This window comes from Sphingopyxis sp. LC363 (assembly GCF_000756385.1).
In the GTDB taxonomy this organism is placed as follows: Bacteria; Pseudomonadota; Alphaproteobacteria; order Sphingomonadales; family Sphingomonadaceae; genus Sphingopyxis.
The window spans coordinates 88,381-109,162 of record NZ_JNFC01000002.1 but is presented as its reverse complement, the minus strand read 5'-3'; the positions used below and the strand labels follow the sequence as shown (position 1 = coordinate 109,162).

At 64.5% G+C, this 20,782-nt stretch carries 21 protein-coding genes and 2 tRNA genes; 11 read left to right on the top strand and 12 right to left on the bottom strand.

Annotated features, from left to right (window positions below):
* Window positions 1–88: 88 nt before the first annotated feature.
* Window positions 89–892 (top strand): enoyl-CoA hydratase-related protein, encoded by an 804-nt coding sequence (locus FG95_RS01915; RefSeq protein ID WP_037553538.1) that lies wholly within the window; start codon window positions 89–91, stop codon window positions 890–892.
* An 88-nt stretch (window positions 893–980) separates the two neighbouring features.
* Here the strand turns inward: FG95_RS01915 and FG95_RS01910 are convergent, their stop codons facing one another.
* The 3 genes from FG95_RS01910 to FG95_RS01900 all read right to left on the bottom strand — a co-directional run bounded on the left by FG95_RS01910 (window position 981) and on the right by FG95_RS01900 (window position 3,405).
* Entirely contained in the window at window positions 981–1,583 is a 603-nt protein-coding gene (locus FG95_RS01910; protein ID WP_037553537.1) for an HD domain-containing protein, read from the bottom strand.
* A 557-nt stretch (window positions 1,584–2,140) separates the two neighbouring features.
* Complete coding sequence (locus FG95_RS01905) at window positions 2,141–2,848, bottom strand: hypothetical protein (protein ID WP_037553536.1); 708 nt, start codon at window positions 2,846–2,848, stop codon at window positions 2,141–2,143.
* Entirely contained in the window at window positions 2,845–3,405 is a 561-nt protein-coding gene (locus FG95_RS01900) for a hypothetical protein (protein ID WP_235211422.1), read from the bottom strand. Before FG95_RS01900 ends, FG95_RS01905 begins: the two co-directional genes overlap by 4 nt.
* A 149-nt stretch (window positions 3,406–3,554) precedes the next feature.
* Between FG95_RS01900 and FG95_RS01895 the strand changes: the two genes are divergently transcribed.
* Complete coding sequence (locus FG95_RS01895) at window positions 3,555–4,001, top strand: RrF2 family transcriptional regulator (protein WP_037553535.1); 447 nt, start codon at window positions 3,555–3,557, stop codon at window positions 3,999–4,001.
* Between the two features lie 283 nt (window positions 4,002–4,284).
* Here the strand turns inward: FG95_RS01895 and FG95_RS01890 are convergent.
* Together FG95_RS01890 and FG95_RS01885 are read right to left on the bottom strand one after the other, a co-directional pair.
* Window positions 4,285–4,360, bottom strand: a tRNA-Ala gene (locus FG95_RS01890).
* Window positions 4,361–4,503: 143 nt separating this feature from the next.
* On the bottom strand, window positions 4,504–4,827 hold the full coding sequence (locus FG95_RS01885) for a TIGR02300 family protein (protein WP_037553534.1): 324 nt from the start codon (window positions 4,825–4,827) through the stop codon (window positions 4,504–4,506).
* Between the two features lie 125 nt (window positions 4,828–4,952).
* On the opposite strand from FG95_RS01885, the gene aroA reads away from it, so the two are divergent.
* The 4 genes from aroA (at window position 4,953) to FG95_RS01865 (ending at window position 9,522) form a co-directional block, all read left to right on the top strand.
* On the top strand, window positions 4,953–6,281 hold the full coding sequence (aroA, locus tag FG95_RS01880; RefSeq protein WP_037553533.1) for a 3-phosphoshikimate 1-carboxyvinyltransferase: 1,329 nt from the start codon (window positions 4,953–4,955) through the stop codon (window positions 6,279–6,281).
* Window positions 6,278–6,907 carry a (d)CMP kinase gene (locus FG95_RS01875; protein ID WP_037553532.1) on the top strand — a complete coding sequence of 210 codons (630 nt, stop codon included), beginning with the start codon at window positions 6,278–6,280 and terminating at the stop codon, window positions 6,905–6,907. The genes aroA and FG95_RS01875 overlap by 4 nt, the downstream gene beginning before the upstream one ends.
* 421 nt (window positions 6,908–7,328) lie before the next feature.
* A complete protein-coding gene (gene rpsA / locus FG95_RS01870) occupies window positions 7,329–9,041 on the top strand; it encodes a 30S ribosomal protein S1 (protein WP_037553530.1) in 1,713 nt (570 codons plus the stop codon).
* A 202-nt stretch (window positions 9,042–9,243) separates the two neighbouring features.
* Window positions 9,244–9,522 (top strand): integration host factor subunit beta, encoded by a 279-nt coding sequence (locus tag FG95_RS01865; protein WP_037553529.1) that lies wholly within the window; start codon window positions 9,244–9,246, stop codon window positions 9,520–9,522.
* Window positions 9,523–9,640: 118 nt separating this feature from the next.
* Here FG95_RS01865 and FG95_RS01860 read toward each other — a convergent pair whose 3' ends face one another.
* Complete coding sequence (locus FG95_RS01860) at window positions 9,641–10,408, bottom strand: ABC transporter permease (protein WP_037553527.1); 768 nt, start codon at window positions 10,406–10,408, stop codon at window positions 9,641–9,643.
* On the bottom strand, window positions 10,405–11,352 hold the full coding sequence (locus FG95_RS01855) for an ABC transporter ATP-binding protein (protein WP_037553526.1): 948 nt from the start codon (window positions 11,350–11,352) through the stop codon (window positions 10,405–10,407). The genes FG95_RS01860 and FG95_RS01855 overlap by 4 nt, the downstream gene beginning before the upstream one ends.
* An 88-nt stretch (window positions 11,353–11,440) precedes the next feature.
* Here FG95_RS01855 and FG95_RS01850 point away from each other — a divergent pair.
* The 5 genes from FG95_RS01850 to FG95_RS01830 all read left to right on the top strand — a co-directional run bounded on the left by FG95_RS01850 (window position 11,441) and on the right by FG95_RS01830 (window position 17,162).
* Window positions 11,441–11,526, top strand: a tRNA-Leu gene (locus FG95_RS01850).
* Window positions 11,527–11,546: 20 nt separating this feature from the next.
* Entirely contained in the window at window positions 11,547–12,899 is a 1,353-nt protein-coding gene (locus FG95_RS01845) for an alpha/beta hydrolase family protein (RefSeq protein ID WP_152567552.1), read from the top strand.
* A gap of 88 nt (window positions 12,900–12,987) precedes the next feature.
* The gene (locus FG95_RS01840) at window positions 12,988–14,508 is read left to right on the top strand and encodes an ABC transporter substrate-binding protein (protein WP_037553571.1); all 1,521 of its coding nucleotides are present in this window, start codon (window positions 12,988–12,990) and stop codon (window positions 14,506–14,508) included.
* A gap of 42 nt (window positions 14,509–14,550) precedes the next feature.
* Entirely contained in the window at window positions 14,551–14,973 is a 423-nt protein-coding gene (locus tag FG95_RS01835) for a DUF4112 domain-containing protein (protein WP_037553525.1), read from the top strand.
* A gap of 74 nt (window positions 14,974–15,047) precedes the next feature.
* Window positions 15,048–17,162, top strand: a complete 2,115-nt coding sequence (locus FG95_RS01830; RefSeq protein ID WP_037553524.1) for a prolyl oligopeptidase family serine peptidase — start codon at window positions 15,048–15,050, stop codon at window positions 17,160–17,162.
* A 74-nt stretch (window positions 17,163–17,236) separates the two neighbouring features.
* Here FG95_RS01830 and FG95_RS01825 read toward each other — a convergent pair whose 3' ends face one another.
* The 5 genes from FG95_RS01825 to cyoC are packed head-to-tail and all read right to left on the bottom strand — an operon-like array spanning window position 17,237 to window position 20,781.
* Entirely contained in the window at window positions 17,237–17,782 is a 546-nt protein-coding gene (locus tag FG95_RS01825; RefSeq protein ID WP_037553523.1) for a response regulator transcription factor, read from the bottom strand.
* The gene (locus FG95_RS01820; protein WP_037553522.1) at window positions 17,779–19,086 is read right to left on the bottom strand and encodes an ATP-binding protein; all 1,308 of its coding nucleotides are present in this window, start codon (window positions 19,084–19,086) and stop codon (window positions 17,779–17,781) included. Before FG95_RS01820 ends, FG95_RS01825 begins: the two co-directional genes overlap by 4 nt.
* Window positions 19,086–19,787 carry an SURF1 family protein gene (locus FG95_RS01815; RefSeq protein WP_037553521.1) on the bottom strand — a complete coding sequence of 234 codons (702 nt, stop codon included), beginning with the start codon at window positions 19,785–19,787 and terminating at the stop codon, window positions 19,086–19,088. The genes FG95_RS01820 and FG95_RS01815 overlap by 1 nt, the downstream gene beginning before the upstream one ends.
* Window positions 19,784–20,158, bottom strand: a complete 375-nt coding sequence (cyoD, locus tag FG95_RS01810) for a cytochrome o ubiquinol oxidase subunit IV (RefSeq protein WP_037553520.1) — start codon at window positions 20,156–20,158, stop codon at window positions 19,784–19,786. Before cyoD ends, FG95_RS01815 begins: the two co-directional genes overlap by 4 nt.
* Entirely contained in the window at window positions 20,155–20,781 is a 627-nt protein-coding gene (gene cyoC, locus FG95_RS01805; protein ID WP_037553519.1) for a cytochrome o ubiquinol oxidase subunit III, read from the bottom strand. Before cyoC ends, cyoD begins: the two co-directional genes overlap by 4 nt.
* Window position 20,782 lies beyond the last annotated feature (1 nt).

Here is a 20,782-nt window from a genome sequence, read left to right as displayed (position 1 = left end):
TCCCCCCTCCCCCTTGCACTCCCCTCCCAAATGCGTCACATCTTTACGTGAACGTAAAGGTAAAGCACCCGCGAGAGGATTCTTCCCCATGACCGATGTTCCCAGCTTCGACACGATCAAGTTCGACGTCGCCGACCATGTCGCGACGATCACCCTCAATCGCCCCGACCGGCTCAATTCGATGCCGCCCGCGATGGCCGACGACATTCGCGCGGCGCTCGATTACCTGCCCATTCTGGGCGCGCGCGCGCTGCTGATCACCGGCGAGGGACGCGGTTTCTGTTCGGGTGCGGACCTTGCGGGCGATCGCAGCGGGTCGGCGGTCGGCGGCGGCGCCAACAGCCGCAAGGCGCTGCGCAACCATTATAACCCGATGCTGCTGGCGCTCGCCAATGTCGAGGTTCCGGTGGTCGTCGCGGTCAACGGCCCCGCGGCGGGGGTCGGGTGCAGCTTCGGCCTGTCGGGCGATTTCACGATCGCGGGCAAGAGCGCTTATTTCCTGCAGGCGTTCGTCAACATCGGGCTGGTTCCCGACGGCGGTTCGTCGTGGTTGCTGCCGCGCCTGATCGGCCTGCCGCGCGCGACGCAGATGATGATGCTGGGCGAGAAGATCGGAGCCGAGCAGGCCGCCGACTGGGGCCTGATCTATAAATGCGTCGAGGACGCCGAGCTGATGACCGAGGCGAAGGCGCTCGCGGCGCGGCTCGCGAACGGCCCGACGGTGTCGCTCGGTACGATGCGCCGTGTGCTGCGCGAAGGATTGTCGCAAAGCTATTCGGAAACGCTCGATGCCGAAGCCAAGGGACAGTATATCGCGGGCAACAGCGCCGACGCGATGGAAGGCATCATGGCATTCCAGCAGAAGCGCAAGACCGCGTTCAAGGGTCGATAAGTAAGCGTCGCCCCCGCGAAGGCGGGGGCCGCTGGCCGCCTCGCGCCTACCGATAGCGGACCCCGCCTTCGCGGGAGCGACGGCAGATCTACTCCGCCGCTTCCTCGACCATCACCCTCTTGTAGATGCTCGTGCGCGGATAGGAGCAAAGCCGCATCACCATCGGCTCGAAAAATTCGAGGGACTCGCTAGCATAATCGGGATCGAAGGCCGGCGCGTCGTACTTCTCGCAGAATTCGGCGCACGCGGCATAATAGGGATGATCGCGGAACTGGTCGCGCATGTCGCGGTCGAGCCCGAGATAGTGGAAGAAATAATGGCCCTGGAAGATGCCGTGATGCTGGACGATCCAGAGATTTTCTTCCGACAGAAAGGGTTTGAGGATCGCCGCCGCGACGTCGGGATGGTTGAACGCGCCGAGGGTGTCGCCGATGTCGTGGAGCAAAGCCATCACGACATATTCCTCGTCGCGGCCATCCCGGTGCGCGCGCGTCGCGGTCTGCAGGCAATGCTCGAGCCGGTCGACCGGAAAGCCGCCATAATCGCCGCCGAGCAGCTTCAGATGTTCGAGGATGCGCTTGCCATTGTTCGGCGCGAACTCCTTCTGCTCGCGCGCGATAATGTCCCAATCCTCCTGCGTCCCGTCGATCATCGAGCGGAATGTGGCGTGATCGTGCGTCATGTCGTTCATGGCAGCCTCTCCCTTATCTCGCAGTTTGATGGATTCGGTCGCCGGGCGCAACACCAGCGTCAACAACAAGCGCAAAAAAGAAACTCACCTATATGGTTATTATTATTGACATTATGAACCTTTTGTTCTATATATGTTCCCTGACAGGGGAGCGAGACGATTTGATGAGCTGAGAGATATGCGTAGCTATTCGTCATGTAAATTCTTAATAATGGAAGAGAAAGAAATGACATAAGAGGTTATCATCGAAACAATCATTACTTTCGCTGTTTCCTCAGATGATTAACGGTGAAGAATACACCGCTTTCATCGTGCTCGCCAAAACTAAAAACGAGGACGGAAGTGTAAATCCTAGATAGGAAGAGATCGGCCAGATCGGCCCCGATACGACCGGCCAAGTCAGCTGGGTCGATGACGGAAGTATCACGATGTACGACGACTTCAATTCTCTAGAGGTTACCTCCCTATCGGATTACGTTGCGGAGCTGCTAGAACGGTATTGGATGGAAGGCGGTGGAGGCTTCGAAACCCCACCCAATGTGGGCGAAGGTTAATATCTAATCAAATGTGGCGTTCACGACGCCATATTTGAGCGCTTCATCCATGGTAAGGCAGCGGCGGGTCGACTTGTCGGCACCGCTGCCTTTCACCGCTTTCTGCTTGTACATGATATCGGTGAGCAGTTCGCGGGATAGGAACATGCGGATCATAAAGTCATTATCTTCGCTCGCAAGCTGCGCCGCATCCTGCTCGATTTCGCCGATCAGTTCGGTGGTCGCGTCGGTTCCCATGGCGACGCTATAGTCGATCGTGCTGCGATCGCCGGTCCGCGTGAACATATGGACGATGAACTGACCGCCGGGATCGATCGTGCGCGATCGCCCGCCCATGAACATGAAGTTACAGGCGCTGTAACAGGCCCAACCCGAAGGAATCCGCGTGATGACGTCCAGCGTGTCGCGGATCAGGCGGCCCGCTTCATTGCCAGCGCGCGCATCGCCTCCGGGCGAACTGAGCCATATTTCATCGAGCCCCGGATGCTTGGCGAGCACGGCCTTGAGCCGGGGCACGACATCCTTGTCGATACGCCCCTCGCCCTTAATGATCTTCCATCCGTCCTTTTCGAAATAGGTGAATTGCATCTGCGGGTTGGTCGACCAGCCCGGATTGAGCGGACAGGTCGGGTTGACCGGGTCCATCGCCGGCTTGGCGCCGAGCGCGAGGAGCGCGGCGGTAGCCATCGAAAGGCGGGCCAGCCGCTTCATGCCGCGACCACATATCGCGCTTGTCCCGGTTCCTTGCACATCCGCTTGGTCACGCGCGTTTCTTCGCCCTCAACGATGATGAAGTCGGTGACGTTCATACAGCGCCGCCCGCCGCCTTCGACGTTGATCGAAGCCACGGTCGACGACCCGCTGACGTTCGCGCGCGTCTCGCTCGTCCAGTTGGCGGTCGCGCCCACCTCTTCGCCGCGCGTCGCCTCCTCGGTCGCAGCCGCCGCCTGCACCTGCTCGGCGGGGTCGAGGCGGCAGGCGATCGCGTCGGTCAGCGTCCCGCTCACCTCCGCGATCGGCACATAGGAGTAGACGCCGGCCTTGCTCGCCACGTCGCCGACCGCGTCGTTGATGACATTGCCCAATATGTTGCGGCCGATGCCGCTGCCCTTCTTGCCCTTGGGGCAGCCGCCATTGTCGTCTTCGCTCGGCTTGGGCGCCGGGGTCGTCACCTTGCGAAGCAGGCTGCCGAACTGCGCCTGCGCGGGCGCCACCGCGAGCAGGCAGGCCGCCAGCACGGCGGGAGTCGCCAATAATTTCCGCATCATCTCATCCACCCTTGTCGCGCCCGGTTCCGGGCCACCATGCGACCATTTATAGACGGGTTCATGCCACCCGCTGTGATTTTCATCAACCGTGCAACATTTGTCATCCAGACAGGTTGAATTAAGGTCGATTATGTCACAGTAACGCCGCCATGCTCTCGCAGAAGACCCGCTATACGATCCGCGCGTTCCAGCACCTTGCCGACCATTGGGGCAAAGGGCAGGTGCAGCTTGCGGATATCGCGGACGCCCAGAACATCCCGCCCAAATTCCTGACCGTTATCCTGTCCGAAATGGCGCGCGAAGGCCTGCTCATCTCGCAGCGCGGGCGCGACGGCGGCTATCAGCTCGCCCTACCGCCGATCGACATCAGCTATGGCGACCTCGTCCGGCTGACGCGCGGTTCGCTCGCGCTCGTCCCCTGCGCAAGCCGAAATGCGCATGAGCATTGCAAGAATTGCCTGCCCGAACGGGATTGCCGGATGCGCAGCCTGATGCTCCGGGTTCGCGACGACACCGCGGCGATCCTCGACCGCATCACGCTCGCCGACTCGATCGAACTGGCACCGCTGTTCGACAAGGAAGAAGCGGCCGAATAGCGGTATCGCGATGCAGCGGAATGGCGGTAGCGACCAGGAGCGGACGTTAAATCCTCCCTGCGGCGAAGCCGTGGGGAGGGGGACCATCGCGAAGCGGCGGTGGAGGGGCCGCGAAGTCGCGCTAACGCCCCTCCGTCAGCGGCTCCGCCGCTGCAACCTCCCCATCGCTGCGCGACAGGGAGGAGCTTAGGGCAGCTCCCCAGCCCAAAGCAGACCTCGCCATCCAGTTCGACGGCAGACCGCAGACCAAAAAAAGGCCCGCTTTCGCGGGCCTTTTTTGTAATGGTGGAGCCTAGCGGGATCGAACCGCTGACCTCCTGCATGCCATGCAGGCGCTCTCCCAGCTGAGCTAAGGCCCCGTGCCATTTCGCGTGTCGCCCTCGCCAATATCGCTGGCTGCTGCGACCGGGACGCCGCCTTTAGCAGCGCCGCCGCGTGATGCAAGGGGCCAAATCATCTTTCGAAGCTTTTTTAGCCCCCCGAAATCAAAACCCGGGAATTATCAGCTTTCGTCGTCCTCGTCGTCGCCGGTGGCCACGCCCAGATCGTCGTCACCGCCCAGATCGACGTCATTGTCCGGCGAATCGCTGTCCTCGTCGACATCGACGTCCAGATCCAGATCCTCGTCGGTGCTTTCTTCCTTCGCGACCTTGCCGGGCTTCTCGGCTTCCTCGAACGGCATCGGCTGCTTCGATTTCAGGACCGATTCCGGGATCCAGCTATAGCCGCAATTGATGCAGCTGATCGGATCATCCTTGGTCAAATCATAGAATCGGGTGGCGCATTTCGGGCAGCTGCGCTTCGTGCCCCATTCAGCCTTAATCATAAACGCCTCATAATCCTTTGGAAACAGGATAGAAATATCGGAAAAGCGACGGCACCTGAATAGCTATCCGTCAAATCGGCGTGCGCCTTGCCAGATTGCAAGGCCGCTGTCAAAAGCCGCACGCCATGACCGATCAAACCGCCACGCCGCGCAGCTTTTCCGCTTCCGTTCCGCTCAAAGGCAGGATCGCGATCCCGGGGGACAAGAGCATCTCGCACCGCTCGCTGATGCTGTCGGCGCTTGCGGTCGGCGAAAGCCGCGTCGCCGGTCTGCTTGAGGGGCATGATGTCCTCGCGACGGCAGCCGCGATGCGCGCGATGGGCGCGACGATCGAACGGCGGGACGACGGCGAATGGCGCATCCACGGCGTCGGGGTCGGCGGACTGCTCCAGCCGCGCGAAGCGCTCGACATGGGCAACAGCGGCACCTCGACCCGCCTGCTGATGGGCCTCGTCGCGAGCCACCCGATCACCGCGACCTTCGTCGGCGACGCCAGCCTGTCGGGGCGCCCGATGGGCCGCGTCATCGATCCGCTGGCGCAGATGGGCGCCGACATCAGCGCCTCGCCGGGAGGCCGCCTGCCGCTGATGGTCCGCGGCCTCGCTCCCGCCATCCCCCTTTCCTATCGCCTGCCGATGGCGTCGGCGCAGGTGAAGAGCGCGGTGCTGCTTGCGGGGCTCAACACGCCCGGCATTACCGAGGTGATCGAGCCGGTGCCAACGCGCGACCATAGCGAGCGCATGCTGCGCGGTTTCGGCGCCGAGCTGACCGTCGAGACCGATAGCGGCGGCACGCGACATATCCGCATTCGCGGCGAAGCCGAATTGCGACCGCAGACGATCGTCGTCCCCGGCGACCCCTCGTCCGCAGCCTTCTTCATCGTCGCGGCGCTGGTCGTGCCCGGATCGGACGTCACCATCGCCAATGTCGGCCTGAACCCGACGCGTGCGGGCCTTGTCGAGGTGCTGCAGGCGATGGGCGGCAACATCACCCTCCTCGATGCGCGCGAAGTCGGCGGCGAGCCCGTCGCCGACCTGCGCGTCCGCCACAGCAACCTCAAGGGCATCGCGGTGGATCCCGCCGTCGCGCCGAGCATGATCGACGAATTCCCGATCCTGTTCGTCGCCGCCGCGCTCGCCGAGGGCCGCACGGTGACGACCGGGCTCGACGAGCTCCGCGTCAAGGAAAGCGACCGCCTCGCCGTGATGGCGGCCGGCCTGAAAGCGATCGGCGCGCGCGTCGAGGAAAGCGAAGACGGCCTCGTCATCGACGGCACCGGCGGCGACCCGCTGCCCGGCGGAGCGACCATCGCCGGCCATCTCGACCACCGCATCTGCATGAGCTTCGCGGTCGCGGGCCTTGTCAGCAAAGCGCCGGTGACGATCGACGACATCGCGCCGGTCGCGACCAGCTTCCCCAATTTCGAAACGCTGCTGGCGGGCTTGCAGCAATGATTATCGCGGTCGACGGTCCCACCGCGTCGGGCAAGGGCACGATTGCCCGGGCGCTCGCGGCGCATTTCGGTCTCCCCGTGCTCGACACGGGCCTCCTCTATCGGGCGGTCGGTTATCAGACCCAGCTCAACCACGGCGATCCCGACAATGCCACCGACGCGCTCGCCGCGTGCGATTTTCCGAACCGCCTGCTGGACGATCCGGCGCTGCGTTTCGAAAGCACGGGCAGCCTCGCCAGCCGCGCGTCGGTCCATCCCGCGGTGCGCGCCGCGCTGCTCCAGCGCCAGGTCGATTTCGCGAACCAGCCGGGCGGCGCGGTGCTCGACGGGCGCGACATCGGCACGGTGATCGCCCCGCACGCCGACGCCAAATTGTTCGTCACCGCCTCGCCCGAGGAACGCGCGCGCCGCCGCCATGCCGAGATGGTCGCGCGCGGCGTCGAGGTCAGTTTCGACGCGGTGCTCGCCGACGTCCATGCGCGCGACGCGCGCGACACCGGCCGCGCCGACGCGCCGCTGCTTCGCGCCGAGGACGCGATGCTGCTCGACAATAGCGAGATGGACCGCGACGCCGCGATTGCCGCCGCGATCGCCTTCGTCGAGGAGCGCCGCAAGGCACGGGGCTAGGCTGTATCGACATTCAGAAGATGGCGAGTCGAAAATGGTGGTTTTCCGTGACCCGGAGCGCAGCGTGCTTTCTGCACGTGAGCACCGGAAGCGCGGAAGGCCGCCATTTGCAGACCGCCACGGCTGAATGTCGATACAACCTAGAACCGGCTTTCCGCCTTGCTTTTGCAAGGGCTGCGGACTATATGCGCGCCGTCCGACGGGCTATTTGCCGGTCGAGGCACGGACAAACCGCCGCTCCAGACTCGAGCGTCGGGCGCGACGGGGCTCACCCATCGCGCCCCTTTTGCTTTGCCCCTGCCTTGCCCTGCGAAAGGTTCGAAGGATGTCATGCTCCGCATCCGGCGGGCAGGACGGATCGGCCACAAGACCAGCGGAACCAACCGCTTGGCCGGAACAAATAAAGTAAGGAAAACACTCTATGGCCTCTACGGCTTTTCCGTCGCGCGACGATTTCGCCGCGATGCTCGACGAATCGCTGGGTGGTGCTGATGGCGGCTTTGAAGGCCGCGTCGTCAAGGGCACCGTGACCGCGATCGAGAACGACCTGGCAGTGATCGACATCGGCCTGAAGAGCGAAGGCCGCGTGCCGCTTCGCGAATTCGCGATGCCGGGCCAGAAGGCCGACCTCAACGTCGGCGACGAAGTCGAAGTCTATGTCGACCGCGTCGAAAACGCCAATGGCGAAACCATGCTGTCGCGCGACCGTGCTCGCCGCGAAGCCGCGTGGGACCGCCTCGAAGAAGAATTCAACAAGGAAGCCCGCGTCGAAGGCGTCATCTTCGGCCGCGTCAAGGGCGGCTTCACCGTCGACCTCGGCGGCGCCGTGGCGTTCCTTCCGGGTTCGCAAGTCGACATCCGCCCCGTGCGCGACGTCGGCCCGCTCATGGACCTGCCGCAGCCCTTCCAGATCCTCAAGATGGATCGCCGCCGCGGCAATATCGTCGTGTCGCGCCGCGCCATCCTCGAGGAAACGCGCGCCGAACAGCGTTCGGGCCTGATCCAGAACCTCGAAGAGGGCCAGATCATCGAAGGCGCGGTCAAGAACATCACCGATTATGGTGCGTTCGTCGACCTCGGCGGCATCGACGGCCTGCTCCATGTCACCGACATGAGCTACAAGCGCGTCAACCACCCGAGCGAAGTCATCAACATCGGTGACACCGTCCGCGTCCAGATCATCCGCATCAACCGCGACACGCAGCGCATCAGCCTCGGCATGAAGCAGCTCGAAAGCGATCCGTGGGAAGGCGTCGCCGCCAAATATCCGGTCGGCGCCAAGCTCACCGGCACGGTCACGAACATCACCGATTACGGCGCGTTCGTCGAACTCGAAGCCGGCATCGAAGGCCTGGTCCACGTCAGCGAAATGTCGTGGGTCAAGAAGAACGTCCACCCCGGCAAAATCGTTTCGACGAGCCAGGAAGTCGACGTCATCGTCCTCGAAGTCGACAGCGACAAGCGCCGCATCAGCCTCGGCCTCAAGCAGGCCCAGTCGAATCCGTGGGGCGCCTTTGCGGAAGCCCACCCGGTCGGCTCGGTCGTCGAAGGCGAAGTCAAGAACGCGACCGAATTCGGTCTGTTCGTCGGCCTGCCGGGCGACGTCGACGGCATGGTCCACATGTCGGACATCGCGTGGGGCATCTCGGGCGAAGAAGCGCTGCACCTCCACCGCAAGGGCGAGGCCGTGCAGGTCGTCGTTCTCGACGTCGATGTCGAGAAGGAACGCATCAGCCTCGGCATCAAGCAGCTTGAAAAGGGCGCCCCGGCCGTTGGCGGCGGCGTTGCCGCAGCGGGTTCGCTGAAGAAAAACGACATCGTCACTGTCTCGGTCCTCGAAGTCCGCGACAACGGCCTCGAAGTGCAGGCCGGCGAAGATGGCGCCACCGGCTTCATCAAGCGCGCCGACCTTGGCCGCGACCGCGACGAACAGCGCGCCGAACGCTATCAGGTCGGTCAGAAGTTCGACGCGATGGTCATCGGTTTCGACCGTTCGAAAAAGCCGAACTTCTCGGTCAAGGCGATGCAGATCGCCGAAGAGAAGGAAGCCGTCGCGCAGTACGGCTCGTCGGACTCGGGTGCGTCGCTCGGCGACATCCTCGGCGAAGCGCTGAAGGCCGGCAAGAAGGACTGATCCTCCTTCCGCCGTCAGGCACAGCAAAGGCCCGCAGAGTGTCCCTCTGCGGGCCTTTTTCTTATCGTGATATATTTTTGACCGGACAGTGATTCGTGATACCTTCGCAGTGCGTTGGGAGGGGTCTCACGCACTAGGGGCCGGCAACGACCGGAACCCGCCTCGGCGGGAAATGCGTGGCTGTATATATTAGGGGAAGCACATGATCCGGTCAGAACTGGTTCAAAAGATCGCGAACGAAAACAGCGATTTGCGGCTCGAGGAAGTCGAGCGTATCGTCGATGCCTTTTTCGATTCCATTGTCGATCAGCTCGCGGCGGGCGGCCGCGTCGAACTCCGCGGCTTCGGCGCCTTCTCGACCCGCGCGCGCGAATCGCGCACCGGTCGCAATCCCCGCACCGGAGCCGCCGTCGATGTGAAGGCGAAAAACGTGCCCTATTTCAAACCCGGCAAGGAAATGCGCGAGCGTTTGAACAGCTGAGCAACCGACCTTTTTCTCGTCATCCCGGCGAAGGCCGGGATCTCACCGCAACCCCGGGACGCCACGTCGAGATTCCGGCCTTCGCCGGAATGACACGCTGTTTGTGGTCGGCATTGCCTCAGTTCTTGAGCCGGTATCCGGTGCGGAACATCCAGAAAATCACGCCGAGGCACAGCGCCAGGAAAAGCGCGACCGCGCCCATGCTCACTCCGATCCCGACGTCGCCCTTGCCGAAGAAGGTCCAGCGGAACCCGCTGATCAGATAGACGACGGGATTGAACAAAGTCACCGTCCGCCACGCCGCGGGCAGCATGTCGAGCGAATAGAAGGCGCCGCCCAGAAAGGTCAGCGGATAGACGACGAGCATCGGGATGACCTGAAGCTGTTCGAAGCTTTGCGCCCAGATGCCGATGATGAAGCCGAACAGGCAGAATGTCACCGCCATCAGGATCATGAAGGCAGCCATCAGCAGCGGGTGCGCCACCTGCACGTCGACGAACAGATGCGCGGTCGCGAAAATGATCGATCCAATGACCACCGACTTTGTCGCCGCCGCGCCGACATAGGCGATCACCGTTTCGAGCGGCGACAGCGGCGCCGACAGCATCTCGTAGATCGTGCCCGTCCATTTGGGCATATAGATGCCGAACGACGCGTTGCTGATGCTTTCGGTGAACATCGTCAGCATCATCAGCCCGGGAACAATGAAGGCGCCATAGGGGACGTCGCTGACCTCGGTCATCCGGCTGCCGATCGCCGATCCGAAGACGACGAAATAGAGCGCGGTGGTGATCACAGGCAGCATCAGGCTGGTCCAGAAGGTGCGCCCGAAGCGCGCCATTTCGAAAGCGTAGATCGCGCGCACGCCGCGCCAGTTCGCGGTCATGCGGCTTCTCCCTTCGTACCGTTCGATTCGTGAACCAGCCCGACGAAAATATCCTCGAGCGAGCTTTGCCTTGTGTGCAGATCCTTGAACGCTACGCCGATGTCGGTCATCCGCCGCAGCAGCGACGGCACCCCGGTGGCCTCGGCGCGGCTGTCGAACTCATAGACCAGCTCATTGCCCTCGCCCGCAAGTTCGAGCTTCCACTGCGCCAGCTCGTCGGGGATCGCCAAGAGCGGTTCGGCGAGGTTGAGCGTCAGCGTCTTGCGCCCGAGCTTCTTGATCAACTCGTCCTTCTGCTCGACCAGAATCAGCCGCCCGCCGGTGATCACCCCGACGCGGTCGGCCATTTCCTCGGCCTCCTCGATATAATGGGTGGTGAGGATGATCGTGACCCCGCGCTCGCGCAAACCGCGCACCATGTTCCACATGTCGCGGCGCAGCTCGACATCGACGCCCGCGGTGGGTTCGTCGAGAAACAGGATTTCGGGTTCGTGGGAGAGCGCCTTGGCGATCATCACGCGGCGCTTCATCCCACCCGACAATTCCATAATCTTGGAATCGCGCTTGTCCCACAGCGACAGATCCTTGAGCAGTTGCTCGACGAACGCCGTGTCCTTGGGCCTACCGAACAATCCGCGCGAGAAGCTGACCGTCGCCATCACGCTTTCGAACGCATCGGTATGGAGCTCCTGCGGCACCAGCCCGATCATCGCGCGCGCGGCGCGATAGTCGCGGGCGTGATCATGTCCGCCGACGGTGACCGTCCCCGCGCTGGGCGTGACGATGCCGCAGACGATGCTGATCATAGTCGTCTTGCCCGCGCCGTTCGGCCCGAGCAGCGCGAAAATCTCGCCTTTGTTGATCGAAAGGTCGACATCGCTCAGCGCTTTATGACCACTCTTATATATTTTTCCGAGGCCGGAAATCTGGAGAACCACTGTCATGCCATGCGTTTAGCCCAGCCGCCGCATCGCGTGAAGCGCCAAACATCGCTTGACCTCACCCCGCCCATCGGCTTGACCAAGCCCCGGCGCGGACGTGGCGAAATCGGTAGACGCAGCAGACTTAAAATCTGCCGGCCTAGTGTCATGCGGGTTCAAGTCCCGCCGTCCGCACCATGTTTCACGCACGAGGCCTCATGCTGACAGCCAAATCCACGCTTCGCGGCAACGACGCCATTTCACGGCATCTGGCTGCCCTGATCGCCGCCTTGCTCGTCGCAGCCCCGGCCGCCGCGGCCGAAACCGACTGCGCGCAGGGCGCATATCGCCTTTCCGACGGCGGCGTCATCGACGTCGCCGCGGCGAGCGAAGGCGCGCTGCGCTGGCGCGGTCTCGACGGGGCGAGCGGCGAGTTGAAACGCGATGGCGATCACTGGGCGGGCACCACCGGCTGGACGGGGCGCCCCGACGGGCTGACGGTCCGTTTCGACTGCGCGGCGGAAACGATGCAGTTCGGCGAGCGCAGCGGGCAGCGGATCGCGCTCGAAACGCGCGAGACCAGCTTCACCAGCCACGGCACCCGCCTCGTCGGCCGGCTGGTGATGCCGCCCGGCGACGAGCCCGTCCCGATCGTCGTGCTGCTCCACGGCGCGGAATTCGCGTCGGCGCGCGATACCAATGCGCTGCAGCGCATGCTTCCCGCCGCGGGCATCGGCGCCTTCGTCTATGACAAGCGCGGCACTGGCGCGTCGGGCGACAAATATACGCAGGTCTTTTCGCTGCTCGCCGACGACGCTGTCGCCGCGCTCGCCGAGACGCGGCGGATGGCGGGCGCACGCGGGACGCGCTTCGGTTTTCAGGGGCCGAGCCAGGGCGGCTGGATCGCGCCGCTCGCGGCGACGCGGACGCAGGTCGATTTTCTGATCGTCAGCTTCGGCCTCGCGGTGTCGGTCGCCGACGAGGATCGCGAAGCCATCGCGTTTCAGATGGGGCTTAAGGGCTATGGCCCCGACGTGATCGCCAAGGCGCAGGAAATCGGCGCCGCGACAACCCGCATCTTCGCAAGCGGCATGAGCGACGGGATCGAGGAGCTCGACGCGGTCCGGGCGCGCTATCGCAATGCCCCGTGGTACAAGGATGTCTACGGCAACTACACCCACCTCATCCTTGGCATGGCCGCCGAAGAGATCAGGACCAAGGGGCAGGTCTATCGGTTCGGCACGCCGGTCCACTACGACCCGATGCCGACGCTCCGCGCGGTCGACGTGCCGCAGCTCTGGGCGCTCGGCGGGCAGGATATTGACGCGCCGGCGGGTGAAACCGCCCGGCGGATCAAAGGGCTGATCGCCGCAGGCCAGCCGATTACCCTCGCTGTCTTCCCCAAGGCCGAGCATGGCATGACCGAATTCGAAACCGCGCCCGATGGATCGCGCGTGTCGACCCGCTTCACGCCGGGCTATTTCCGGTTGCTGATCGACTATGCCAAGGGGGTGCAGCTCGCGTCCGCATATGGCGATGCCGAAATAATGCGCCCGGCAACGACGAAATGACACCTGGAGGCTCGAACTTTTCCAGCAACTTATGCTGCGGTCCGGATGACCGCTTCCGGTTTTACCGCTTATCATTATGATGCCTGCCATGCCGCACCAAGACGATCACCCGGCCAAGAGAAAGACGCGCCACGGCCACGATATCGGCCTCACCATCCTGATCGCCTTGAGCCTCGCCGGTTGCGACCTGTTCGGCGAGCGCGGCCCCGTCAAGATCGCCGCGATCGGCACGCTCAACCTCGCCGCGACGCCGCTTTCCGGCGAATTGTCGGCTGCCAACGCCGCGCTGCTCGACGCGACCTCGCAGGGGCTCGTCAGCTATGACGGCGAGGGTCAGATCGACACCGGCCTCGCCGATCGCTGGACCGTCACCACCGACGGGCGCAGCTATATTTTCCGCCTCCGCGAAGCCAAATGGACCAACGGGCGCAAGGTGACGGCCGAGGATGTCGCCGAGATCCTGCGCTCCCACCTCGCGCCTTCCAGCCGCCACATCCTCAAGGACGATTTTCCGGAGGTCGAGACGATCAAGGCGATGACCGACGCTGTGATCGAAATCCGCCTCTCGGTGCCGCAACCCGCGCTCCTCGAACTGCTCGCCCAGCCGTCGATGGCGATCGTCAACAAGGGCATGGGCTGGGGCCCGATGCGCGCGCGCAAGATCGGAAATGCGGTGCGACTCTCGCCCGTTCCCGACCCGCTCGCCGAAGATCCGGAGGCCGCCGAGGCGGCGGCGAACGACCCCGCCGCCGCGATCGAACTCGTCGGCACCTCGCCCGAGGGCGCGGTCGCGCGGTTCAAAAATGGCTATGCCGACGGGGTGATCGGCGGCCGCTTTTCGACCCTGCCCTATTTTGTGGCGTCGAACATCGGCCGCTCGCGCCTCGTCGTCGATCCCGTGCCCGGGCTGTTCGGTCTGTCTTTCGTGCGCGCCGAGGGCTTCCTCGCGACCGACGTCAACCGCGACGCGCTCGTCCGCGCGGTGCGACGCGAGCGGCTGATCGAAGCCTTTGGTCTCGCCGAGTGGCAGCAGCAGGTCACGCTGCGCCCCGCGCTCTACGCGCGCGATGGCGGCCCGGTGCCGCTGGTTCCCGCCTGGGCCGAATTCGACGAAGCCTCGCGCCTTGCCCAAGCGAAGCGCGTGGTCGATGCGTGGCGCGCCGCGGGACGCGAGATCGAACCGCTGCGCATCGCGGTTCCCGACACCCCGGGCGGGCGCATATTGTTCGCCTATGTCGCCGCCGACTTCAACGCGATCGGCGTGCCGAGCCGCCGCGTCGCGATGGCGTCGAAAGCCGACCTGCGCCTGATCGACGAGGTTGCGCCGAACGACGATCCGATCTGGGCGCTGCGCCGCCTGTCGTGCCGGCGCGACACGCTGTGCAATCGCGAGGCGCAGGACCTGATCGCGCTGGCGACCGCCAACATCGACATCGGCCAGCGCCGCCAGCAGATCAGCGACGCCGAGAAGGTGCTCGCGCGTTACGCGCCCTTCATTCCGATCGCGACGCCGCTGCGCTGGTCGGTCGCGTCGCAGCGCCTGACCGGGCTGCGCGCCAACGGCCGCGCGCAGCACCCATTGAATCATCTGATCGACTTACCTAACTAATACAGTGGCGCTTCAAGTTCGGGCGCTTTTGAAAGGACCCCGATGGCCCCCTCGCCCCCCAACCCCGACGCGATCTTCGACGCGCTGATCGCGAACCGGACCGACCCGGCCGCGCTGCGCAAGCGCGTCGAGACGCTCGAAATTCTGCTCGAACGCAGCTTCGTCATCCCCGGTATCAACCGCCCCGTCGGGCTCGACGCGATCGTCGGCCTCGTCCCCGTCGTTGGCGACGTGATCGCGGCGACGATGGGCGCCTACCTCATCTGGGAAGCGCGCAACCTCGGCATGCCGAAATGGAAAATCTGGCGGATGATCGGCAATCTCGGCGTCGATACCGCGCTCGGCGCGGTGCCGCTCGTCGGCGACGCTTTCGACTTCTTCTTCCGCTCGAACACGCGGAACCTCAAGATCATCAAGAAGCATCTCGACAAGCATCATCCGGGCACGATCATCATCGACCAATAGCCGCTTCGCCATCTTCCCTCGGGGTGTGTAATGCTGCTAGCACAGCGGCACCATGCCCCAGGGGAGATAATCGAATGATCCGCGCCAGCCTTGCCGCGCTTGCCCTCAGCTGTTCCCTCGCCGCCGTCGCAGCGGCCGCGCCGCAGGACGACGACCCTTACCTGTGGCTCGAGGATATCGAGGGCGCGAAGGCGCTGGACTGGGTCAAAAAGGAAAATGCGGCAACCGACAAGCTGATCGTCACACGCCCCGGCTTCGAGGCCGATCGCAAGCGCGCGCGCGCCATCCTCGATGACGATCGCCAGATCGCGATGCCGGGCGAGGTGATGGGCCAGACGATCACCAATTTCTGGCGCGACGAGAGCAATCCGCGCGGGCTGTGGCGGCAGAGCCCGCTCGACGCCTATCTTGCCGGGAAACCCGTCTGGACGACGCTGATCGACGTCGACGCGCTCGGCAAGGCCGAGAAGCAGAGCTGGGTCTGGCATGGCGCCGACTGCCTTGCCCCCGAATATAAGCGCTGCCTCGTGTCGCTGAGCCCCGGCGGCACCGACGCCGACATCGTCCGCGAATGGGACCGCACGACGAAAAGCTTCGTCGACGGCGGCTTCAACCTGCCGCAGGCGAAGAGCAGCGTGACGTGGGAGGACGTCGACACGCTGCTCGTCGCGACCGACTATGGCGAGGGCAGCATGACCACGTCGGGCTATCCGCGCATCGTCAAGCGCTGGAAACGCGGCACCCCGCTTTCGGCCGCCGAAACGTTGGCCGAGGGCGAGCATGAGGATGTCGGGATGAACGTCTTCGCACTCGTCGACGGCGACAAGCGCTGGCCGATGATCAGCCGCGGCAAGACCTTCTATACCGCCGACATCAAACTGCCGAACATCGACGCCTCGCGCTATATCTCGACGATTATCCCCGATACCGCGAGCGTCCGCGACATCGTCGACGGACAGCTGATCATCTTCCTCAACCGGGACTGGGCGAACATCCCGGCAGGCTCGCTCGTTTCGCTCTCGATCGAGGACATGTCGGCCGACCGCAAGGTGCCGATCGTCACCGCGATGACCCCGACGAAAGCACAGGCAATCGAAAATGTCGCGGCGACCGACAATATCCTGTGGGTCAAGGCGCTCGACGATGTCGAGGGCAAGCTCTTCGCGCTGCGCCGCGACCCCGCGACCGGTAAATGGAGCCAGAAGGAGGTTCCGCTCGCCGACAAGGCGACCGTGACGATCGCCGGGACGATCGGCAAGCGCGACATCGTGCTCGCGACCGCCGAGACGATGCTGATGCCGCCGACGCTCTACGCCGCCGCCGAAACCGGCGAGCCGCAAGCGGTGCAGAGCTTGCCCGCGACCTTCGACGCCAAGGACATGCTGGTCGAAAAGCGGTTCGCGACCTCGAAGGACGGCACCAAAATTCCCTATTTCCTCGTCCGCAAGAAATCGGACGGCGAGGCGCCGGTCCCCGCGCTCATTCACGCCTATGGCGGCTTTCGCGCCGCGCAGACGCCGGGCTATCTCACCGGCCAGCCCTATCGCGCCGGTCCGCTTGGACTGTTCTGGGTCGAGGACGGCAATGCCTATATCCTCGCCAATATTCGCGGCGGCGGCGAATATGGCCCCGCCTGGCATCAGGCGGCGCTGCGCGAAAAACGCCAGGACAGCTTCGACGACCTGCACGCGGTCGCCGAGGATTTGGTCAAGACCGGCGTCAGCGCCAAAGGCAAGATCGCGATCTCGGGTCGCTCGAACGGCGGCGTGCTCGTCGGCGCGGCGATGACGCAGCGCCCCGACCTTTATGGCGCGGTGATCTCGGGCTCACCGATCAAGGATATGTGGCGCTATGACAAGATGCTCGCCGGCGCCTCGTGGGTCGCCGAATATGGCGATCCCGACGTGCCCGAGGATTGGGCGTACCTGTCGAAATATTCGCCCTATCACAACATCCGCGAGGGCGTGAAATACCCGCCGATCTTTCTCTACCTGTCGACCAAGGACGACCGCGTCCACCCCGGCCACGCGCGCAAATTCGCCGCGCGGCTGATGGAGAACGGCAGCCGCGTCTATTATCACGAATATATCGAGGGCGGCCATTCGGTCGGCGCCGACCATGCCGAGGATGCGGTGCGTGCCGCGATGCTCCACGGCTTCCTGGAGCGCGAACTGGTGGAGAAGAAGTAGGCGCAAGACCATCCCCCCTCATCCGTCATCCCGGCGAAGGCCGGGATGACGATTGAGGCTGGCATTGCCCTCGCCTAGCGAATCTGCCTTTTCTCCAGCTTTCGCGCCAAGGTGCGCCGGTGCATCCCCAGCCGGCGCGCGGTTTCCGAAATGTTGAAATCGGTCTCGACCAGCGTCTGGTGGATATGCTCCCACTCGACCGTCTTGATCGACGAGGGACGCGCATTGAGCGGCGTTTCGGCATTGCCCTCCGATCGTTCAAATGCCGCTTCGATATCGTCGGTGTTCGACGGCTTGGCGAGATAATAGGAGGCGCCGAGCTTGATCGCCTCGACCGCGGTCGCGATGCTCGCAAAGCCGGTGAGCACGACGATCTTCATCGTCGGATCGAGCGCACGCAGCGTCTGCACGCACGCAAGCCCCGACGCGCCGCCGAGCTTGAGGTCGACCACCGCATAGCCCGGCCGGAACGTCGCGAGCAGCGCGTCCATCTCCTCGGGGCTGTGCGCGGCCTCTACCGCATAGCCGCGCCGCTCGAACGAGCGTTTCAGCGTGCGGGCGAAGGCGTCGTCATCCTCGACGATCAGCAATTGGCGCGGGCCGCCTGGGGTGTGGGTCATGCCTTCTCTCCACCGGGCGGGGCGAGCGCCGAAATCGGCAGGAACATCCGCACCAGCGCGCCGCCCGCATCGCGATTGGCGACGCTGGCGCCGCCGCCGAGCTTGCGCAGCACATTGACCAGCAGGAACAGGCCGAGCCCGCCGCCGGGGCGCCCCTTGGTCGATCGGTAGGGCTGGCCGAAATTCTCGAGCATCTCGGCACTGAAGCCGGGCCCGCGATCGGCGATCTCGATCACCAGCATGTCGCCGTCACGCGACGTGGTGAAGCTGGTCCAGTCGGGCGACACCTCGGCTGCGTTGTCGAGAACGTTGCCGATCACCTGCCGCAGCGCGGGGTCGGAGACGATCGCGACGTCGGCGCCGAAGCGGTCGTTGAATTCGACCGTGCCGGGGCGACGCACCGCACGCGTGTGCGCGACGATCTCGTTAAATGCGGCGCGCATCGTGGTCAGCTGCGGCGCTTCGCCCCGCGCCTCGCCCGCCGACATCAATATGCCGCTGACGATCGCCTTGCACCGCTGCACCGCCGCATCCATGTCGGTGAGGTCTTCCTGCAACTCGCGGTCGTCTTTCAGCCGCGGCGCCGCCTGCCAGTCGCCGATCAGCACTGACAGCGTCGACAGCGGCGTGCCGAGTTCGTGCGCCGCGCCCGACGCGAGCAGGCCCATGCGCACGATATGATCCTCCTCGGCCGCGCGCTGGCGACTGGCGGCGAGCGCGGCGTCGCTGTCGCGCAAGTTGCGGCTGATCCGCGTGACGAAGGCGACGAGCAGCACCGCGATCAGCAGGAAGCAGACGAAGCTGCCCTGCAGATAAAGCCCCATCGGATCGTCCGCATAGGCAAGCGGCAGGACGAGCGGCGTCGGATCGACACGCAGCGCCGCAAGCGCTGCCAATGCCGCGACAACGATCGCCCATGACGAGCGCGGCGTGAGCAGGATCGCGCCGATCACGATCTGGAGCAGGAAGAGCGAGGCGAAGGGATTGGCGAGCCCGCCGCTATGGTGAAGCTGCCAGCCGAGCGCCGCGACGTCGAACAGCAGCGCCGCGGTGAGTTCGGCATTGGTCACGCCGCGACCGCGGCGGAGCAAGGCGGCGCTCGCGAAGTTGATCGCGATCAGCACGAGGATCGCGGCGAGCAAAGGCGCACGCGGCAGCGAAATCCCCATCGGCCCGCTGACCACCCCGATCGTCGCGAGCTGCCCGCCGACCGCGAGCCAGCGCAACTGGATCAGCAGCGTCATATTGCGGCGGCCCGCAGGAGCCCGGGCGGGCGCGGCCGGCAGGATCGTCGGGTCGGTCATCATTCGCGAATACGCCACAGCCGCCACGCGAAAAAGAGGCTGAGCGCACAAAGCGCGAACCAGGTCAGCGCATAGACCAGATGATGGTCGCGAAAACGCACCACCGTCAGCCCCCCGACCGGATAGCCGCCGGGGTTCGGCGCGGCATCGGCATCGACGAAATAGGGCGCGGTCCTGCCGAGCCTCTTCGCCTTCGCGATTCCCGCGACATCGCGCGAGAACCAGCGGCCGGTCGCCGGATCGTTCGAGCGGAGAAAGCCGCCGCCAGGCTCGGAAACGCGCAGCAGCCCGGTCACCGTCACCGGGCCCGAGACATGGCCGGCCGCCCGCGTCTTCGCATCGCGCCGCTCCTTGGGAACGAAGCCGCGATTGATCAGCAGCGTAAAATCGGGGGTTTCGAGCGGGGTGACCACCCAATATCCCGCCCCGCGTTCGGTCACGGCCTGCACCAGCGTCTCGCGATCGTGCCGGAAAACTCCGGTCGCGGTGACGCGCCGATAGGCGTCGTCCCTGGCGTTGACCGCATTCCAGCCATCCGGCCCCGGTGCCGCAACCGGCGGCGCATGAATGCGCGCATCGACCGCCGCGATCAGCTCATGCTTCCACGCGCGCCGCTCGATCTGCCAAGCGCCGAGCGCCGCAAGGCCGATCGCCGCGATCAGCGCCGCCGCGGCAAAGGCCGCGCGGCGGGCCGGTGTCAAAGCACCTGACTCGTCGGTTCGTGCGGCATCGGCATCATGTTGGTGTTGAGGTGGTGCATCACCCACAGCGACCCCGCGAGCATGATCCCGACGACGATGACGGTAAAGACGAGCGAGGTCAGCGACCAGCCGCCCTCGGCCTTGGGCGTCATGTGGAGGAAGAAGATCATGTGGACCACGATCTGCACCACCGCGAAGCCCATGATGATCGCGCCGGTCGCGCCTGCGCTGAGCGGCATCGTCATCACCAGCCAGAAGGGGATGGCGGTCAGGATCACCGAGAGGACGAAGCCGATGACATAGTCGCGCATCGACGCGTGCGGCATCTCGATCTCGTTATGACCGTGCTGGGCGTGGGGATCGGCACTCATCGCAGCACTCCCATCAGATAGACAAAGGTGAAGACGCCGATCCACACGACGTCGAGGAAGTGCCAGAACATCGAAAGGCACATCACGCGGCGCTTGTTCGCGGCGATCAGCCCATGCTTCGAGAGCTGGACCATCAGCGTCACGAGCCAGACGATGCCGAAGGTGACATGCAGCCCGTGCGTGCCGACGAGCGTGAAGAAGCTCGACAGGAAAGCGCTGCGCTGCGGCCCCGCCCCGATCTCGATCAGATGGTGGAATTCGTAAAGCTCGATCCCGAGGAAGGCGAGCCCGAACAGCCCGGTGACCGCGAGCCAGAGCTGGACGCCCTTCACCCTGCCCTGCTGCATCTGGAGCACGGCAAAACCATAGGTGATCGACGAGAAGAGCAGCATCGCGGTGTTGAGCGCGATGAGCTTGAGGTCGAACAGATCCTTCGGCGCGGGCCCCGCGGCATAGCTGCCGCCGAGCACGGCGTAGCAGGCGAAGAGGATCGCGAAGATGAGGCAATCGCTCATCAGATAGATCCAGAAGCCCAGCATCGTGCTGTGCCCCTCGGGATGCGCATGCTCGTCGAGGTCGTAGAACTGGACGGCTTCGTCGGCGGTGATGGTCTTGGCGCTCATC

What these genes read in the sequence shown, in the direction of transcription:
- FG95_RS01865 (WP_037553529.1), top strand. Translation starts at nt 9,244, where the DNA reads ATGATCCGGTCAGAACTGGTTCAAAAGATCGCGAACGAAAACAGCGAT.
- FG95_RS01835 (WP_037553525.1), top strand. Translation starts at nt 14,551, where the DNA reads ATGGCCCCCTCGCCCCCCAACCCCGACGCGATCTTCGACGCGCTGATC.
- FG95_RS01845 (WP_152567552.1), top strand. Translation starts at nt 11,547, where the DNA reads ATGCTGACAGCCAAATCCACGCTTCGCGGCAACGACGCCATTTCACGG.
- FG95_RS01875 (WP_037553532.1), top strand. Translation starts at nt 6,278, where the DNA reads ATGATTATCGCGGTCGACGGTCCCACCGCGTCGGGCAAGGGCACGATT.
- rpsA (WP_037553530.1), top strand. Translation starts at nt 7,329, where the DNA reads ATGGCCTCTACGGCTTTTCCGTCGCGCGACGATTTCGCCGCGATGCTC.
- FG95_RS01855 (WP_037553526.1), bottom strand. Translation starts at nt 11,352, where the DNA reads ATGACAGTGGTTCTCCAGATTTCCGGCCTCGGAAAAATATATAAGAGT.
- FG95_RS01840 (WP_037553571.1), top strand. Translation starts at nt 12,988, where the DNA reads ATGCCGCACCAAGACGATCACCCGGCCAAGAGAAAGACGCGCCACGGC.
- FG95_RS01895 (WP_037553535.1), top strand. Translation starts at nt 3,555, where the DNA reads ATGCTCTCGCAGAAGACCCGCTATACGATCCGCGCGTTCCAGCACCTT.
- FG95_RS01900 (WP_235211422.1), bottom strand. Translation starts at nt 3,405, where the DNA reads ATGATGCGGAAATTATTGGCGACTCCCGCCGTGCTGGCGGCCTGCCTG.
- FG95_RS01830 (WP_037553524.1), top strand. Translation starts at nt 15,048, where the DNA reads ATGATCCGCGCCAGCCTTGCCGCGCTTGCCCTCAGCTGTTCCCTCGCC.
- FG95_RS01820 (WP_037553522.1), bottom strand. Translation starts at nt 19,086, where the DNA reads ATGACCGACCCGACGATCCTGCCGGCCGCGCCCGCCCGGGCTCCTGCG.
- FG95_RS01825 (WP_037553523.1), bottom strand. Translation starts at nt 17,782, where the DNA reads ATGACCCACACCCCAGGCGGCCCGCGCCAATTGCTGATCGTCGAGGAT.
- cyoD (WP_037553520.1), bottom strand. Translation starts at nt 20,158, where the DNA reads ATGAGTGCCGATCCCCACGCCCAGCACGGTCATAACGAGATCGAGATG.
- FG95_RS01905 (WP_037553536.1), bottom strand. Translation starts at nt 2,848, where the DNA reads ATGAAGCGGCTGGCCCGCCTTTCGATGGCTACCGCCGCGCTCCTCGCG.
- FG95_RS01885 (WP_037553534.1), bottom strand. Translation starts at nt 4,827, where the DNA reads ATGATTAAGGCTGAATGGGGCACGAAGCGCAGCTGCCCGAAATGCGCC.
- FG95_RS01860 (WP_037553527.1), bottom strand. Translation starts at nt 10,408, where the DNA reads ATGACCGCGAACTGGCGCGGCGTGCGCGCGATCTACGCTTTCGAAATG.
- cyoC (WP_037553519.1), bottom strand. Translation starts at nt 20,781, where the DNA reads ATGAGCGCCAAGACCATCACCGCCGACGAAGCCGTCCAGTTCTACGAC.
- FG95_RS01915 (WP_037553538.1), top strand. Translation starts at nt 89, where the DNA reads ATGACCGATGTTCCCAGCTTCGACACGATCAAGTTCGACGTCGCCGAC.
- aroA (WP_037553533.1), top strand. Translation starts at nt 4,953, where the DNA reads ATGACCGATCAAACCGCCACGCCGCGCAGCTTTTCCGCTTCCGTTCCG.
- FG95_RS01910 (WP_037553537.1), bottom strand. Translation starts at nt 1,583, where the DNA reads ATGAACGACATGACGCACGATCACGCCACATTCCGCTCGATGATCGAC.